Genomic DNA, 16051 nt, shown 5'->3' on the forward strand with positions numbered 1-16051 from the left:
GGGCTGGTGGGCCCACGCCCGCCGGGACTTCAGGTGAGGTCGAACTCCCCTTCGCGGGCGTTCAGGACGAAGGCGCGCCATTCGGCGGGAGTGAAGATCAGCGACGGGGCTTCGGGCCTGTCGCTGTTGCGCATCGCGATGAACCCTTCGACGAAGGCGATCTGGATGTCTCCCGCCCCCTGGGTGCCCGGCTGCCAGTCGGCCCGGCTGAGGTCGAGGTCCGGCTTGTGCCAGCCCGAAAGCGGCTGCTCCGTGGTGATGGTCTCGGCCACGTGCGTACTCCTCCCGGTTCGTCGTCCGCGCTCAGCCTAGCGATCGCCACCGGTCACGGACAGGCCGCCGACCGCGGCGGAACGTATGTGCCGCCGCGGGCCGGGCGGGGTCGGTGAGGGTCGGCCGTGGTCAGTGTGCCGGGGGTTCCGCACCGACCAGCCACATCGCGAAGAACTGCGAGCCGCCGCCGTAGGCGTGGCCCAGGGCCTTGCGGGCCCCGTCGACCTGGTGTTCGCCCGCCTGGCCGCGTACTTGGAGGGCCGCCTCGGCGAAACGGATCATGCCCGAGGCGCCGATGGGGTTGGTGGACAGCACTCCGCCCGAGGGGTTCACGGGCAGGTCTCCGTCGAGTTCGGTGACCCCGGACTCGGTGAGTTTCCAGCCCTCCCCCTCCGCCGCGAAACCCAGGTTCTCCAGCCACATCGGCTCGTACCAGGAGAACGGCACGTACATCTCGACGGCGTCGATCTCACGGCGCGGATCGGCGATATGCGCCTGCCGGTAGACATCGGCGGCGCAGTCCTTGCCCGCCTGCGGGGACACGAAGTCCTTCCCGGCGAAGAGGGTGGGCTCGCTGCGCATCGCACCGCCGTGCAGCCAGGCCGGCGGGCGGGGTGAACGGGCCGCGCCCGCGCGGTCGGTGAGGACCATGGCACAGGCGCCGTCGGAGGAGGGGCAGGTCTCCGAATAGCGGATGGGGTCCCAGAGCATCGGCGACGACTGCACCTTCTCGAGCGTGATGCCGTGCTCGTGCAGATGCGCGTAGGGGTTCTTGAGGGCGTTGCGGCGGTCCTTGTACGCGACGAGGGAGCCGACGGTGTCAGGTGCTCCGGTGCGTCGCATGTACGCCCGTACATGCGGGGCGAAGAAGCCGCCCGCGCCCGCGAGCAGTGGCTGCTGGAACGGGATGGGCAGGGAGAGTCCCCACATGGCGTTGGACTCGGACTGCTTCTCGAAGGCCAGGGTGAGGACGGTGCGGTGGACACGGGCCGCGACCAGGTTCGCCGCGACGAGTGCGGTGGAGCCGCCCACCGAGCCGGCCGTGTGGACGCGCATCATGGGCTTGCCCACGGCCCCGAGGGCGTCGGCGAGGTACAGCTCGGGCATCATCACGCCCTCGAAGAAGTCGGGGGCCTTGCCGATGACGACGGCGTCGATGTCGGCCCAGTCCAGCTCGGCGTCGTCCAGCGCGCGCCGGGCGGCCTCGCGGACCAGTCCCGCGAGGGAGACGTCATGGCGGGCCGCGACGTGCTTGGTCTGACCTGTACCGACGACGGCCACGGGTTCCTTGGCGGATGTGCGGCTCATGTCGGCTCTCCTTCGAGGACGGCGACCAGGTTCTGCTGGAGGCAGGGGCCGGAGGTGGCGTGGCCGATGGCGCGGTCGGATTCGCCGCGGTGGATGGCGGCGGCCGCCTCGCCGATCCTGATGAGGCCCGCGGCCATGATCGGGTTGGCGGCGAGTGCGCCTCCGGACGGATTGACCCGGGCGCTGTCGTCGAGGCCCAGCGCCTTGCGGAGCACGACCTCCTGGGAGGTGAAGGGGGCGTGCAGCTCGGCGGTGTCGACAGGCGCGTCGAATGCTCCGGCGTGCTCGGCGGCGAGCCGGGTGGAGGGTGAGTCGGTGAGGTCGCGTACGCCGAGGCCGTGGGCCTCGATGCGGTGGTCCATCCCGCGGATCCAGGCGGGCCGCGCGCACAGCTCGCGGGCCCTGTCCCCGGCGGCGAGGACGACGGCCGCGGCCCCGTCGCCGATGGGCGGGCAGTCCCCGGTGCGCAGGGGATGGACGAGGTGGTCCCCTTGGTCGTGGTGACCGCGCAGCTGTGCCCGCGGATTGGGTCCGGCGGCCGTGCGGCTGCGGGCGGCGATGCCGGCGAGTTCCCGTTCGCTGGTGGCGCCGCTGTCGATGAGCGCCTGGGCCTGGAGCGCGGCGAGTGACACCGAGTCGGGCCACAGCGGGGCGAGGTAGTAGGGGTCGAGCTGGCGGGTCAGGACGTCCCGGATCGAGCCGGGTGAGGATTTTCCGTACGCGTAGACGAGTGCGGTGTCGGCCTCGCCGGTGAGGAGTTTCACCCAGGCCTCGTACAGGGCCCAGGCTCCGTCCATCTCGACATGGGACTCGGAGATGGGCGGCCAGGCGCCCACGCCGTCGAGGGCCAGGGTGAAGGAGAAGGCCCGGCCGGCGAGGTAGTCGCAGGAGCCGGAGCAGGTGAAGTCGATGTCTCCGGTGCGCAGTCCGGTCCGTTCGAGGACGTCGTGCAGAACCGGCATCAGCATCTCGACCTCGGAGAGCTCCTCGCTGCTGCGCCGGGTCTCGGTCTGGGAGAAGGCGACGATCGCGACGTCTCGCATGGCTACAGCAGCTCCTTGTAGGTTTCGTAGTCCGCGTCGGGTTCGCCGGTGGGCCGGTAGTGGTCGGGGTGACGGCCGTCTTCGGTCCACACCGGTTCGACGCGCAGGCCCATGCGCACCTGGTCGTAGGGGATGCCGCCGATGCGTCCGTGCAGGGCGAGGTCAGCGCCGTCGAGGGCGATGTGCGCGTAGACGTAGGGCACCTCTATGTCGAGGTTCTTGGCCTTGATGTTGACGATGCAGAAGGTGGTGACCGTGCCGCGCGGGCCGACCTCGATCTGTTCGGTGGTGGCGACTCCGCAGGTGGGGCAGGCGCCGCGGGGCGGGACGTACACCTTGCGGCAGGACGGGCAGCGTTCGCCGGTGGTGCGCCGCCCCGCGAGTGCGTGAAGGTAGCGGGACTGGGCGCGACCGGGGCTGTAGCTGTAGTCGAGCCGTGCGGCGGCGACGATTCCGGTGACGGGGTCGGTGAAGGATCCGCTGTGCGGTTGAGCCTCCGCGGTGGGTTCGCTGGCTTCGTACGGCTCGAAGCAGGCGATGTCGGTGATGGCTCCGCCGCGCTCGGACGCCCAGCGGATACGGACCCGCATTCCGGTGTGTACGTCCTCGGGGCCGGGGGCGTCGAGAGCGTGCAGCAGTGCGGTGTCGGCCCCGTCGAGCCTGACAAGTACCCAGGCGAAGGGGGTTCGCAGGGGCTGGCCGCGACGCGGGGCCGGGTTCCAGGCCCAGGTGGTGACGGTGCCGATGGGGGCGACTTCGACCAGGTCGCGTATCTCCTGCGCGGTCTCGGGGTCGTACTCGACGGGTGGCACGAGCACGCGGCCCGCGGCGGTCCGCACCCCCAGCACGGTGCGCTCGCGCAGGCCGGTGAGGAAGGCGGACTGGACGGGTCCGAGAGAGCGGGTGAAGGGGAACTCGACGACCAGGGGTGCGCGCAGCACTTCGGGTGCGGGGCCGGCTGACATGGGTCTCCTCGGGTGGGTGCGGGGCGGGACCTCGGGTCCTGTGCTCACGCCCGGCGGTAGACGGGGGCGCGCTTCTCGGCGAAGGCGCGGGCGCCCTCCTTGGCGTCGGCGGTGTCGAACACGGGCCAGCCGCGCTTGAGTTCGGCTGCCAGGCCTTCGGTCTCGGTCATCTCGGCCGTCTCGTAGACGGACGCCTTCACGGCTTCGACGGCGAGCGGACCGCAGGCGTTGATCTGTTCGGCGATGGCGAGGGCCGCTTCCAGGGCTCCGCCGTCCGGGACGACATGGCCGATGAGCCCGATGCGTTCGGCTTCGGCGGCGGTGTAGGGACGGCCGGTCAGCAGCATCTCCAGGGCGTGGGTGCGCGGGATCTGGCGCTGGAGGCGGACCGTGGAGCCGCCGATGGGGAAGAGAGCGCGTCTGACCTCGAACAGTCCGAAGGTGGCGCTCTCACCGGCGACGCGGATGTCGGTGCCTTGCAGGATCTCGGTGCCGCCGGCCACGCAGTGCCCTTCCACGGCCGCGATGACGGGCTTGCGGGGGCGGTGGTGGCGCAGCATCGCCTTCCAGTGGAGGTCGGGATCGGCCTTCAGCCGGTCCCGGTACTGCTCGCCCTCCATCCCTCTGCCCGCGAGTGCTTTCAGGTCCATTCCGGCGCAGAAGGCGCCGCCCGCGCCGGTGAGCACGACGGTGCGGACGGTGTCGTCCGCGTCTGCCTCCACCCAGCCGTCGTGGAGGCCGACGAGCATCGGCAGCGAGAGCGCGTTCTTTGCCTCCGGCCTGTCGAGCGTGAGCACCAGTGTGGCGCCCTCGCGCCGCACGGTGAGGTGTTCCGTACCAGCCATGACCGTCCTCCCGTCTCAAGACCTAGAACAGGTTGCAGGAGCCAGGAGTGCAGTTCAATAGTTTTCTGACAGTCAGTCAGATTTCTTCTGCCGAGCCCCTTCCCACTTGTGCGCCCCGGCGCTCTAATGACCGCGCCGAGGCAGTGGTCCGTGCGCACGGGAGCCAAGGAGGAATGGTGGAGTACAACCTTGCCGACCTTTTCGAGTCGGTCGTGGACGTCGTTCCGGACCGTGAGGCACTCGTGTACGCCGACCATCCCGGTACGGGGGCGGAGCGCCGGTACCGCTATGCGGAGCTCGACGCCGCGGCGAACCGGATCGCCCACCACCTCGTCGGCGCCGGACTGAAGCCCGGCGAGCACCTGGGGCTGCACCTCTACAACGGTGTCGAGTACCTTCAGACGGTGCTGGGCTGCCTCAAGGCCCGGCTTGTTCCGGTCAACGTCAACTACCGCTACGTGGAAGACGAGCTGGCCTACCTCTACCGCGACGCCGATCTCGCGGCCCTCGTCTTCGACGCCGAGTTCACCGAGCGGGTCGCCGTCGCGGCGCCACGGAGCGAGACACTGCGCCACCTGGTACGGGTGGGGGCTGCGCCCGAGGGGGCTCCCTCGCTCGACTGCATCGAATTCACGGACGCGGAGGCGGACGGCTCACCGGAACGAGGCTTCATACCGCGGTCACCCGACGACCAGTTCATCATCTACACCGGCGGCACCACTGGGATGCCCAAGGGCGTGATGTGGCGGCAGGAGGACCTCTTCTTCGCCGGTCTCGGCGGCGGGGCGCCCACCGGTGAACCGGTGCGGCGACCGGAGGAGCTCGCGGAGCGGGTCGCCGCGGGCGGCAGCGGGATCACCTTCTTCCCCACTCCCCCGCTGATGCACGGCACCTCGACGCTCACCGCGTTCATCGCCTTCAACTTCGGGCAGCGGGTCGCGCTGCACCGCAAGTACGTTCCGGAGGAGGTGCTGCGCACCATCGAACGGGAGCGGGTGACCAGTGTCTCGCTGGTCGGCGACGCGATGCTGCGACCGCTGATCGACGCGCTGAGAGGACCGCTCAAGGGGACCGACCTGTCCTCGCTGTTCAGCGTGTCGTCGTCGGGGGCGATCATGTCCGAGACGGTACGGGAGCAGTTCACCGCGCTGGCGCCGAACGTGATGCTGCTGAACAACTTCGGCTCGTCGGAGTCCGGCTTCAACGGCACGGCGACAGAGGATTCGGGGCCGGTCAAGGGCTTTCGGCTGCGCGTCAACGCCCGTACGCAGGTGGTGGATCCGGCCACGCACGAGCCGGTCGACGTCGGCGAGCCGGGACGCATCGCCCAGCGCGGCCATGTGCCGCTCGGCTACTACAACGACCCGGACAAGACCGCCGAGACCTTCTTCCGCAGGGGAGACGAGCGGTGGGTACTGCTCGGGGACATGGCGACGGTCGACGAGGAGGGCGTCGTCACCGTGCTCGGGCGCGGTTCGCAGTGCATCAACACCGGCGGCGAGAAGGTGTATCCGGAGGAGGTCGAGCAGGCACTCAAAGCCCATCCGGATGTGTACGACGCCTTGGTCGCCGGGGTGCCCGACGCCACCTGGGGCAATCATGTGGCGGCCGTGGTGCAGTTGCGCGAGGGGGCCGGGGTACTCGACCTGGGGGCGGTCCAGGCGCACTGCCGCCAGCGGCTGGCCGGTTACAAGATCCCCCGGCAGCTGGTGATCGCACCGGCGATCCAGCGGTCACCGAGCGGCAAGGCGGACTACCGCTGGGCGCGGGCCGTGGCGACGGAGGACGCGGAGGTGCCGCGGTCCGGGTGACCCGAGCCGGGTGGCCGCGGTGAAGGCGCGGGGCGGCAGGGTCCGCGCCACTGCCGTATCGAGTGCCCAGAGGGACTGGACCTGTTCCGAGCCGCCCTGCCCGAGTGGCCCTGGCACCCGGACGACCTGCTCATGTCGTCCCCTTGGCTCCCGCTCGAGATCGCCGGAAGGGCGAACGACGCGGCTGCCGGAATTCTCGCCGAATGCGGCCGTACCCAGCGGATCCGCAATGCCGCCAGGTCCGGCTCCGGGTAGGCCCTGCCCGGGCGGTCTTCTCGGTCCCGGACGGGCCCGTGGGCCGCGGCTCGCGGACGGCTCACCCCTTCAGATACGCCAGCACCGCCAGCACCCGCCGGTTGTCCTCCGGCGACTGCTCTATCCGCAACTTCCCGAAGACCGACGCGATGTGCTTGGCCACCGCGCTCTCGCTCACATGGAGGCTCTGGGCGATGGCGGTGTTGGAGCGGCCCTCTGCCATCAGGGCGAGGACCTCGTGCTCGCGGCCGGTCAGGGAGTCGGTGCGGCCCCGTCTCCCGCTGCGGGTCAGCAGCTTGGCCACGACCTGGGGGTCCATCACCGTGCCACCCGCCGCGACGGTGCGCAGGGCGTCGATGAACTGGGCGGTGTGGGTGACACGGTCCTTGAGCAGGTAGCCCACGGCGCCTTCGCCGGAGGCGAGGAGTTCATGGGCGTACAGCTGGTCGACGAAGTGGGAGAGGATCAGGACGGGAAGTGCGGGACGGCTGCCACGGGCCTGAAGGGCCGCCCTCAGCCCCTCGTCCGTGTGGGTCGGCGGAAGCCGGACGTCGATCACGGCGACGTCCAGGTCGGTCCGCGTGAGGGCTCTTGCCAGCTCGGGACCGTTGTCCACGGAGGCGACGACCTGGCAACCGTGGTCGTGCAGTGTGCGAGTCAGCCCGTCGCGGAGGAGGAAGAGGTCTTCGGCGAGGACGACGCGCACGGTATCTCCAAGGCTGCTGTGGTCGGTCCGCCCGGCGGACTGTGCAGGGCGAGTGTGCCGTCGAAGGGGTCCAACCGGCGCCGAATGCCCGTCAGTCCGCTACCGGCCGTCGGGTCCGCGCCGCCGCGGCCGTCGTCCGTCACGCTCACCCGCAGCCGGCCGCCGGTGTGCGTGAGCACCATGTCGACGCGGGTCGCCGCCGCGTGTTTGGCCGCGTTCGTGAGGAGTTCGGACACCGCGAAGTACGCTGCCGACTCGACGGGAGCGGGCAAGCGTGTCTGGGGCAGCTCCGCGAGCACATCCACATCCAGGTGGCTCTCCAGAGCCAGTGAGCGGACCGCGTCGGCGAGACCCCTGTCCGCCAGGACGGGAGGGTGGATGCCGTGCACGAGGTCGCGCAGGTCCTGCAGCGCCCGTTCGGAGGTGGCGCGGACGTCGAGGAGCAGGGCCCGGGCGGTCCGGGGGTCGGTGTCCAGGAGATGGGTCGCATCATCCAGGGTGAGCCCCAAGGCCACGAGCCGGGCTTGTGCGCCATCGTGCAGATCCCGCTCGATGCGGGCGAGTTCAGCCGCGTGGACGTCCTGGGCAGCCGTTCGGGTATCAGCCAGCCGAGCCACACGGCGGGCGAGTTCGGTGCTGCGCGGGGCGGACAGGAAGCGACGGGTGAGACGGGAGTGGAGCGTGGTGACGTACGGTGCCAGACGTAGACCCGCCGCCGAGAGGACAAGGCCCAGGAGCAGGGCGGTGACCATGGTGGCGGTCGACGTGACCGGTACGAAGGCGTACCAGTTGCCGTCGCCCAGCCGGCGCCACACGAAGGGTTGCACGAGTGCACCGAAGGCCCCGTACTCGGCGAGCGCAAGCGGCACCGCCGCGAGCACGCCGCCCGTCCACGGCTCCAGGCAGGCCCAGCGCAGGTCGCGCCAGAAGCCGTCGTCCGCGAGGATCCCGGCGCTGCTGCGACGGGCCGACGTATCGTGCGGGAGCGGATCGGGATGGCTGAGGGGACGGCCGGTCCAGCGGGCCGCGCGAATCCGGTATCGGTCGGAGACGCGACGCAGGAGCCGGGCGGCGGGAGGCAGTGCCCAGAAGCCGACTCCGAGCGGCAGCAGCAGCAACGCCCCACCGGCAAGCAGCCCGGCGCCGATCACCGCGAACCCGGTCAGCCCGAGCAACTGACAGCGCCCGAGGGCGATCCACTCCCCTCGCCCGCCACGCACCGCCCTCACCACCCCCGACCCGATCATCACACTCTCTCCGCGATCCTAACCGGGGCGCCGCGCCGCCCTCGCCACATCCACGGCAGCGCGGTCGCCGCGCACGCCAGGCCGAACAGGACCATCGGCGCCGCCCTGCCCGTCTCCTCGTCCATGACCAGGAGCATGCCCAGATTGATCAGGCAGTGGAAGGCGCCGGCGAGGAGCAGGCGTTGGTACCCCCGTGCCTCGTCCAAGGCCACACCCAGCACGACGGACATCGCGGTCGTGGCCAGCAGGAAGCCCGCTGCGTAGGCCGGGCTCCCCGCCAGCACCTGAACGTGCCACAGGCCCCACGCCACGCCGACCACCACCGACGCGGTCACCGGCCGGAAGCGGGTGCGCAGCAGCGGCTGCAGGAAGCAGCGCCAGCCGATCTCCTCACCGCAGGCGCCCACCAGTTGCGCACCGAGCACGAGGAGGAAGGAGTGGTGCAGGCTGCGCGGGTCGGTGACGTGAGCGGCTCCGGTGAACAGGGCATATGAACCTGCCGCCAGGAGGATGGCCGAGGGGGCCGTGGCGATCAGCACCCGGCGCCGGACCGCCGTACCCGTCGGGTGGCCGGCAAGCAGCCCGCGGGTGAGAGCCGGCCACAGCAAGGCCGCCACCGCCACGGCCAGCGCGGGGCCGAACTGGGTCAGTTGGAGAACCTCCGAGGGGATCCCGGTGGCCGGCTGTACGGCTCCCAGTGCCCCGGCCGCCACGAAGGCGATCGCCAGAAAGACTCCGGCCTGTGCTTTCCACTGCTGTCTCGTCTGCTGTTTCGTCCGCTGTCCCATCTGCATGACGTCGACGATGCCGCGCGTTCGGTGTGCGCGGACTGCACCTGCTTGCCCGGTGGGCTGTACCCAGCACCACCTTCCAAGGCCCATGCCGTCGGACTTCCTGGACCTGTCCACGTGGCAGGCGGTGCGGACATCCCACGCGCGATGCCGCCCTCCAGAGAGCGCCCGACGAGGTCGAGGTGCTGCCGAAGGAGGCTGTCAGTGCGTCATGGGATAGTGACTGCGTGCTGAAACTGGTCGGTAGAACCGAAGAGTTGGCGCGGCTCGACTCCCTGATCGCGGGTATCGGGGAGAGCGGCGGGCCCGCGGTGGTCGACGTCACCGGGGACGCCGGGATCGGTAAGAGCCGGCTGCTGGGCGAGTTGTGCGCCAAGGCAGCGCGCGGCGGGATGGCGATACTGCGCGGCAGGGCCACGGAGTTCGAACGGCACACGCCGTTCCAGGCGTTCACGGATGCCTTCGCGGACATCGAGGTGCACGACCTCGTGAAGACCGGTTCGGGCGAGGACACCGCGGCAGTCTTCGCGGAGGCGGCGCCCGTGGTGCGCGGTGTATCCCATACTGCGTCCGGTGCACCCGGCGCGGCCGACCGCTTCGGTGTCTACCGTGCGGTCGCGCGTCTGCTGGGCAGGCTCGCGAGCAGTTCCGGGGGCCGCGGGCTGCTGGTGGCCCTGGACGATCTGCACTGGGCCGACCCGGCCTCGCTGGAGCTGCTGGACCATCTCGTACGGCATCCGGTGAGCGGCCGGGTGCTGCTCGTCGTGGCGCGACGGGACCGGCAGACGCCGACCTCGCTCACCGCGGCGCTCACCCGCGGGATCGACAGCGGTGTCGTGCTCCCCATGGAGCTGTCCCCGCTCCCCGAGCGTGAGTCCCTCACGGAGTTCGCCGCGGACCTTCCCCCCGGTGACGCCGCGGAGCTCTTCGCCGCCAGCGAGGGCAACCCTCTCTACCTGCTGTCCCTGCTCCACGCCTACCGCAGCGGCGCCCCGCTGCCGGGAGCCGCGACCGCGGCACGGCACAGCGATCTTGTCGGGGTACCGAGCGGTCTGCGTGCCCTGCTGCTGGACGAGCTCACCCCGCTGAGCGCGGCGGAACGCCGCACCGTCGATACGGTGGCGGTGCTCGGTGACCACGCGACACCGGCCATGCTGGCGTCCTCCACCGGATACCCGGCTCCCGAGCTGGACGGGTTCATCGGCGCTCTGACGCAGCGTGACCTGCTGCGTCCCGCCCCGGGCGGCCGGTTGGCGCTTCGGCACCCGGTGCTCAGGGCCCTGGTATACGGGAACACCGCGGCCCATGAGCGGGCCGGGATCCACCGCCGTGCCGCGGACGAGCTGGCCCGGTCCGGTGCGTCGGCCGCGGAACGCGCCCACCATGTGGAGCGGTCGCTGACCGGCTGGGACCCGGCGGCCGCCGGAGTGCTCACCGAAGCGGCCGACCAGCTCGGCCATACGGCACCGGCCACCGCCGCCCACCTGCTCGACGTCGTGCTGGGGCTGCTGCCGGATGCTCCCGAACACGACAGGCGGCGCGGTGAGCTGACGCTGGCCAGGGCCCGTGCCCTCGGGGTCTGCGGCCATCTGCGGGAAAGCCGTGACCTGCTGCACATGGTGATCAACTCGGCCTGCGCCGACGACCCCTCGCTGCGCGCGGACGCCATCGCCCAGTGCGCCGTGATGGAACGGCACCTCGGGCACTCCCCGGAGGCCACCGCCCTGCTCCGCCGTGAGCTGTCGCGCAGCCCGGGGCCGTCGCCCGGCCAGGCGGTGTCGCTGGGCCTCGCGCTGGGCATGTCCGCGCTGCTGACCGCGACCTTCCCAGCCGTACGCGCCGAGCTGGCACGGACTCTCGACCTCGCCCGCATCCACGAGGACCGAACGGGTGAGGCCGCGGCACTGGCCCTGTGCGCACTCGGCGAGGCCTACGAAGGCGAAACCGCCACAGCCCTCCGGTTCGCCGCCGAGGCGGCCCGGCTGGCCGACGGACTCACCGACCCCTCTCTCACCGAGCTGTGCGAGTCCCTGGTGTGGCTGAGCTGGGCGGAGACCATGCTCGAGCGCTACGCCGACGCCGAGCGGCACGCCGACCGCGGGCTGGCCATCGCCCGCCGCAGCGGTCAGCTCTATCTGCTGCCGCACCTGCTGATGAGCAGGGCGTATGTCCATCTCAACACCTGCCGGCTGCCTTCCGCGCTCCAGTCGGCCGATGAGGCCGAGTCCATCGCGCGGGGCATCGGGGGCAGCGAACTCCTCACGTTCACCCTGTCGTTCGCTCCTCTGATCGTTCTGGCGGCCTGCCCCCTGGGGGACGCACGGGCGATGGCGGTCGCCGAGGAGGCCGTCGCCACGGCCGGTGCGAGCGACAGCTGGTGGGCGTCGCTGGCCTGGTGCATCCTCGGCCACACGGCACTCGTGAACGGGGATGCGCACCGCGCCGAGGAAGCCGTCCTCAGAGCCGGAGGCGGTACACACCTGCAACGGGTGCAGCCGTCGATACGTCCCGCACAGCTCGAGCTGCTCGTCGCCACCGCGCTCGCGGGTGGCCGGATGGACGAGGCCGAGAGCTGGGCGGCCCGCGCCACCGACGAGGCCGGACGACTGGAGCTGGGCGGCCAGCGTGCGGCGGCCCTGCGCGCGTCGGCCGCGCTCGCCGAGCACCGGGGCGACGTCGGTACGGCCATGCGCCTGCTCGACCAGGCGGCGCGGGAGTACACCACCATGGGGGCCGCACTGTGGGAGGCGTACACCCTGCTGCGTGCGGCCGCCCTGGCGCAGTCCTCGGGCGACGGCACACGCGCCGCCGCGATGTGGCAGCGGGCGCATCGCCTCGCCAGTGAGGGCGGGGCACGTCTGCTGGTCGATCTGGCCGAGATGATACGTCCGCAGCAGGCTGACGGAGATCGCGGTCAGGAAGTGCCCGCGGAGCTGGCGCTGCTGACGGCGCGTGAGCGGGAGATCGCGGGACTGGTCGCCGAGGGGCTGAGCAATCACGCCATCGCCGATGGGCTGCACCTGAGCCGGCGCACCGTCGAGACCCATCTGACCGCGATCTACCGCAAGTCCGGGATCCCGTCGCGTTCGGCCCTCGCCAGCCTGGTCACCCGCACGGCGGTCCGCGGGGCCGCACGGGCAGGCAGCGCCTGAGCCACGTCCGGGCGGCGAGGACGGCCGTGTCATGCCGGAGTGCGGACGGCCGGAGTGACGGCTGACGGGGGCGCGGTGGTGAGGCTGACACGATCGCCGTCGAGGTGGAGGACGCGGTCGGCGCGGGCCGCGGAGCTTGAGCGGTGGGCGATCACGACAAGGGTGCCCGGCTTGGCGCGGAAGGCGGATTCCGCGACATGCTCGGCGGCCGGGTCGAGGTGCGAGGTCGCTTCGTCCAGGATGACGATCGGGGCGGCGCAGAGATAGGTCCGTGCGAGCGCGAGGAGTTGGCGCTCCCCGCTGGAGAGGCCGCCTGCGGGATCGCCGAGTACGGCGTCGAGACCGCCGAGCCGGGTGAGCAGGGGCGTGAGACCGACCGTGGCAGCGGCATGGGTGATCTCGTTGTCACCCGCTCCGGGGGCGAGGTAGCGGAGGTTGTCCCGCACGGTGCCCGGGAAGACGTAGGCCTCCTGCGGGACGAGGGCGATGAGACCGCGGCGTTGCACTTCGGGCAGACCGGTGACGGGTAGGCCCGAGACGAGGACCGCGCCTGATGTGGGTGTCCGGATGCCCGCGAGGAGCATCGCGAGGGTGGACTTCCCGATTCCGCTGGCGCCGGTGATCGCGAGGTGGTCCCCGTAGGGGATGTGGAGGTCGAGGCCCTTCAGTACGGGATCGGCACCGGGTCCGTAGGCGAAGGTGATCCGCTCGGCGACGAGTGCGGCGGTGCCGGGGTGCGCCGGTGGCACCGGGGTCGGCGGCGGCGTGGTCGGCGCAGGCTCGGGGGCCGACTCCGCCAGGCGGTGCAGCAGCACTCCGAGCTGGCTCCAGTAGCCGCTGACGGCGCTGGTCATGAGTTGCAGCGCGGGGACGACGGAGCCCGCGACATAGGTGGCCGCTCCGATCAGGGCGCCCGCGGTGATGGCGCGTTCCTCGATGAGCCGGGGCCCCATCAGCAGAAGGCCCACCAGGGGGACGTAGCCGCCGACGAGGATCACGGTGATCCGCAGCGACGCCGCGCGGCCGACCCGGGTCAGGCTTCGCACCGCTGCGTCGGACCGGGCCTCGACGAGCGCGGCTGCCTGGTCCTCCGCGCCGAGCGAGGCGATGTCGCGCGTGGCGGCGAGGACCTCGCCGGCGCAGCCGGCGACCTCCTCCCCGGCGATCAGGGCGTTCCGGCGCAGTGCGGTCAGCCGTCGCATCGTCCACAGGAACACCGCGACCGCCACCGTGAGCGGCACCAGGACGAGGACGGCGAGCAGCGGTGCGAGCCCGGCAAGTCCGGCGAGCGCCGCGAGCAGTGAGACGGTCAGCGGCCGGGCGGTCCGCATCAGCGTCGCGGTCAGATTGCGTACGGTGTCGACCTGACCGGTCAACCGCGACACGCTGGCGGTGTCGGGCGCCTGGTCGCACGTCGTGGCCTGGGCCAGGGAGTTGTGGACGACGCGACGGGTGAGACGGTCACGCATCGGCTCGATCACCGCGGCCATCGGATCGAACATCCCGCGCTCGGCGACGGCGCGTACGAGGTACAGCGCGGCGAGCACGGCCAGCCAGGCCACCCCGATGTCCGGACGGTGCCGCAGGAAGCCCTGGTCGAGAGCGATGGCGGTCACCCAGCCGGAGGCGAGGGCGGGAGCCGCCTCCACGGCCGACAGGGCGGCGATACGCAGCAGCGGCCGTCTGCTCCCTCGCAGCGAGTCGGCGAGCAGGGCGGACGCGGCGGGGCTCAGGCCGAGGCGCGCCGTGGTGCGACGGCGCTTCTGCACGGCAGGGTCGGGCGGCTGGGTGGTCAGCAGTCGGCTGGACATCGCTGCTCCTCGTCGCTGGGGGCGGTCGGGACGTCGGCGGGAGCCGGGGAGGCGCCGGTGCCGGGGACATCCGCTACGGCCGCGGTGCGGGCGAAGACGGCTGCGTAGTCCGGGTCGTCGCACAGGTCCGCGTGCGGTGCCAGGGCACGGATACGGCCGGCGTGGAGCCAGGCCACCAGGTCGCAGCGTGCGGCGGTGGTCGCTCGGTGGGTGACGACCAGGCGGGTACGGTCACCGAGCCGCCCGGTCACGGCGTCGCCGATCTGGGTCTCGGTCACGGAGTCCAGTCCGGAGGTCGCGTCGTCGAGGACGTACACCAGCGCGGGGCGGGCCAGGGCGCGGGCGATGCCGATGCGCTGGAGCTGGCCTCCCGACATCGGTGCGAGCCGCACCGGAGTGTCGTAACCACCGGGCATGCGGCGCACGAAGGGGTCCGCCTGCGCGGCGCGTGCCGCGTCCTCGGCGGCGGAGCCGGGCAGTTCGGGTCGGCCGAACAGGATGGCCTCACGCAGGGTCCGTCCCGCCAGCACGGGGCGCTCGAAGGCGTAGGACACGGTCTGGCGCAGGGTGCCGAGCTCCAGTTCGGACACAGGCACGCCGCCCACCCGTATCTCGCCTTCGTCCGGCTCCGCCAGCCGGCCCAGAAGCGCGGCGAGCAGGCTCTTGCCCGATCCGGTGGCGCCGACCAGGGCGACCGAGACTCCGTGGGGGATCTCCAGGTCGAGCCGGTCCAGGACGCGTTCTCCCGAGCGGTGGACGGTCACGTCGCGCAGGGAGACGGCGCCGTCGGGCGGCGGGCTGCGGCGGGGTCCGCCTTCGATCACCGGCTCGTCCAGGATCGCGGAGAGCCGGGAGGCACCCGCCCGGGAGTATGCGAGGTTCAGCGCGATGTCGATCTGGTCGAGCAGACGCGTTGCGAGAGCCAGGTACCCGGTCACGGCGAGCAGTTCACCGGGGCTGATCCGTCCGGAGGCCACGTCGAGCCCCGCGGTGGTGAGCACGGCGATGTGCGTCAGGGCCACCAGCACCCCGATCTTCCACACCACCTGGCGCTGGGTGCGCCAGATCGCGTGGCCCGCGGCGGACAACTCGCCCAGCGGGGTGACGACGCGTTCCGTCTCGGCGCAGAGGGTGCCGGCCGCCCTGATGGTGCGTGCCCCGGACAGGGCCGTCACCAGCAGGGTCGCCATACGTGTCCGGGCGTCGAGATAGCGGGCCTCGGCTTCGCCCGCGTCGGCGATGAATCTGCGGGCCACCACGGCGGTCAGCGGTGACAGTACGGTGAAGGCGAGCCCTGCGCGCCAGTCGACCACCCACAGGGCGACCAGGGCGGCGAGCGAACCGAGCGCGGACACCGCGGCCTCGGCCGCCTCGCCCGGCAGGGAAGCCGCCTGCGGAGCCGACTGCACCACGTGCGTCACCGACTCCCCCACGGAGTAGGGCGAACCAGGCCCGAGGGCCAGCAGTCGGCGCACGCTCGACATCCGCAGCCATGCGGTACCCACCGCCGCGGTGGACACCGACAACCGCAGGGCGGCGGCTTCCGCGAGGGCGCCCGCCACCAGGACGGCCACCAGCGCGGTGACCGGTCCCCGCAGGGCCTCGCCGCGGAGCACCGCGTCGCCGCACGCGGCGAGCAGTACCGGGATCGCCACCCCGGTGCCGGAGTTCACGGCGAGCGTGGCGGTGAGCAGGACCAGGCGTGGGCGTACGCGCCGCGCGGTGGCCGCGAGCAGCCGGCCGCCGGTTGGGGCGGGCATGGTGCCTCCGTGGGATGTCGTCGTACGGGAAGGTCGTGACGGTCCGGTCGGGCCGGGGCGCGGTGAGCACCCCCGCCCGACCCC

The 16051-nt window shown here is 71.9% G+C and carries 13 protein-coding genes; 3 read left to right on the plus strand and 10 right to left on the minus strand.

Annotated features, from left to right (window positions below; all coding sequences use genetic code 11):
* Positions 1-29 precede the first annotated feature (29 nt).
* From ACFV6V_RS29315 to ACFV6V_RS29335, 5 genes are all read right to left on the minus strand, one after another.
* Positions 30-272: a DUF397 domain-containing protein gene (locus tag ACFV6V_RS29315; protein ID WP_385570838.1), complete on the minus strand. Its 243-nt coding sequence runs from the start codon at positions 270-272 to the stop codon at positions 30-32.
* A gap of 130 nt (positions 273-402) precedes the next feature.
* Positions 403-1581: a thiolase domain-containing protein gene (locus ACFV6V_RS29320; RefSeq protein WP_385570839.1), complete on the minus strand. Its 1179-nt coding sequence runs from the start codon at positions 1579-1581 to the stop codon at positions 403-405.
* Positions 1578-2624, minus strand: a complete 1047-nt coding sequence (locus tag ACFV6V_RS29325; RefSeq protein ID WP_385570841.1) for a thiolase domain-containing protein — start codon at positions 2622-2624, stop codon at positions 1578-1580. The genes ACFV6V_RS29320 and ACFV6V_RS29325 overlap by 4 nt, the downstream gene beginning before the upstream one ends.
* 2 nt (positions 2625-2626) lie before the next feature.
* The gene (locus tag ACFV6V_RS29330; protein ID WP_385570842.1) at positions 2627-3589 is read right to left on the minus strand and encodes a Zn-ribbon domain-containing OB-fold protein; all 963 of its coding nucleotides are present in this window, start codon (positions 3587-3589) and stop codon (positions 2627-2629) included.
* 44 nt (positions 3590-3633) lie between these two features.
* Complete coding sequence (locus ACFV6V_RS29335) at positions 3634-4434, minus strand: crotonase/enoyl-CoA hydratase family protein (protein WP_385570844.1); 801 nt, start codon at positions 4432-4434, stop codon at positions 3634-3636.
* 176 nt (positions 4435-4610) lie between these two features.
* On the opposite strand from ACFV6V_RS29335, the gene ACFV6V_RS29340 reads away from it, so the two are divergent.
* On the plus strand, positions 4611-6245 hold the full coding sequence (locus tag ACFV6V_RS29340) for an acyl-CoA synthetase (RefSeq protein ID WP_385570866.1): 1635 nt from the start codon (positions 4611-4613) through the stop codon (positions 6243-6245).
* A gap of 132 nt (positions 6246-6377) precedes the next feature.
* Positions 6378-6500, plus strand: coding sequence for a hypothetical protein (locus ACFV6V_RS29345; RefSeq protein ID WP_385570845.1), 123 nt, complete (start codon positions 6378-6380; stop codon positions 6498-6500).
* Positions 6501-6561: 61 nt separating this feature from the next.
* On the opposite strand, the gene ACFV6V_RS29350 is transcribed toward ACFV6V_RS29345, so the two are convergent.
* From ACFV6V_RS29350 to ACFV6V_RS29360, 3 genes are read right to left on the minus strand one after another with little or no spacing between them, the layout of a single operon-like run.
* Entirely contained in the window at positions 6562-7206 is a 645-nt protein-coding gene (locus ACFV6V_RS29350; protein ID WP_385570847.1) for a LuxR C-terminal-related transcriptional regulator, read from the minus strand.
* Positions 7158-8453: a sensor domain-containing protein gene (locus ACFV6V_RS29355; protein WP_385570849.1), complete on the minus strand. Its 1296-nt coding sequence runs from the start codon at positions 8451-8453 to the stop codon at positions 7158-7160. The genes ACFV6V_RS29350 and ACFV6V_RS29355 overlap by 49 nt, the downstream gene beginning before the upstream one ends.
* Positions 8453-9247 (minus strand): CPBP family intramembrane glutamic endopeptidase, encoded by a 795-nt coding sequence (locus tag ACFV6V_RS29360; protein ID WP_385570850.1) that lies wholly within the window; start codon positions 9245-9247, stop codon positions 8453-8455. Before ACFV6V_RS29360 ends, ACFV6V_RS29355 begins: the two co-directional genes overlap by 1 nt.
* A 224-nt stretch (positions 9248-9471) precedes the next feature.
* On the opposite strand from ACFV6V_RS29360, the gene ACFV6V_RS29365 reads away from it, so the two are divergent.
* Positions 9472-12396: a helix-turn-helix transcriptional regulator gene (locus ACFV6V_RS29365; protein WP_385570851.1), complete on the plus strand. Its 2925-nt coding sequence runs from the start codon at positions 9472-9474 to the stop codon at positions 12394-12396.
* 29 nt (positions 12397-12425) lie between these two features.
* Here the strand turns inward: ACFV6V_RS29365 and ACFV6V_RS29370 are convergent, their stop codons facing one another.
* Both ACFV6V_RS29370 and ACFV6V_RS29375 read right to left on the minus strand, forming a co-directional pair.
* Positions 12426-14207 (minus strand): ATP-binding cassette domain-containing protein, encoded by a 1782-nt coding sequence (locus ACFV6V_RS29370; RefSeq protein WP_385570853.1) that lies wholly within the window; start codon positions 14205-14207, stop codon positions 12426-12428.
* Positions 14189-15967: an ABC transporter ATP-binding protein gene (locus ACFV6V_RS29375; RefSeq protein WP_385570855.1), complete on the minus strand. Its 1779-nt coding sequence runs from the start codon at positions 15965-15967 to the stop codon at positions 14189-14191. The genes ACFV6V_RS29370 and ACFV6V_RS29375 overlap by 19 nt, the downstream gene beginning before the upstream one ends.
* Between the last annotated feature and the right edge of the window lie 84 nt (positions 15968-16051).

Source organism: Streptomyces sp. NPDC059828 (assembly GCF_042731955.1).
Classification (GTDB): domain Bacteria; phylum Actinomycetota; class Actinomycetes; order Streptomycetales; family Streptomycetaceae; genus Streptomyces.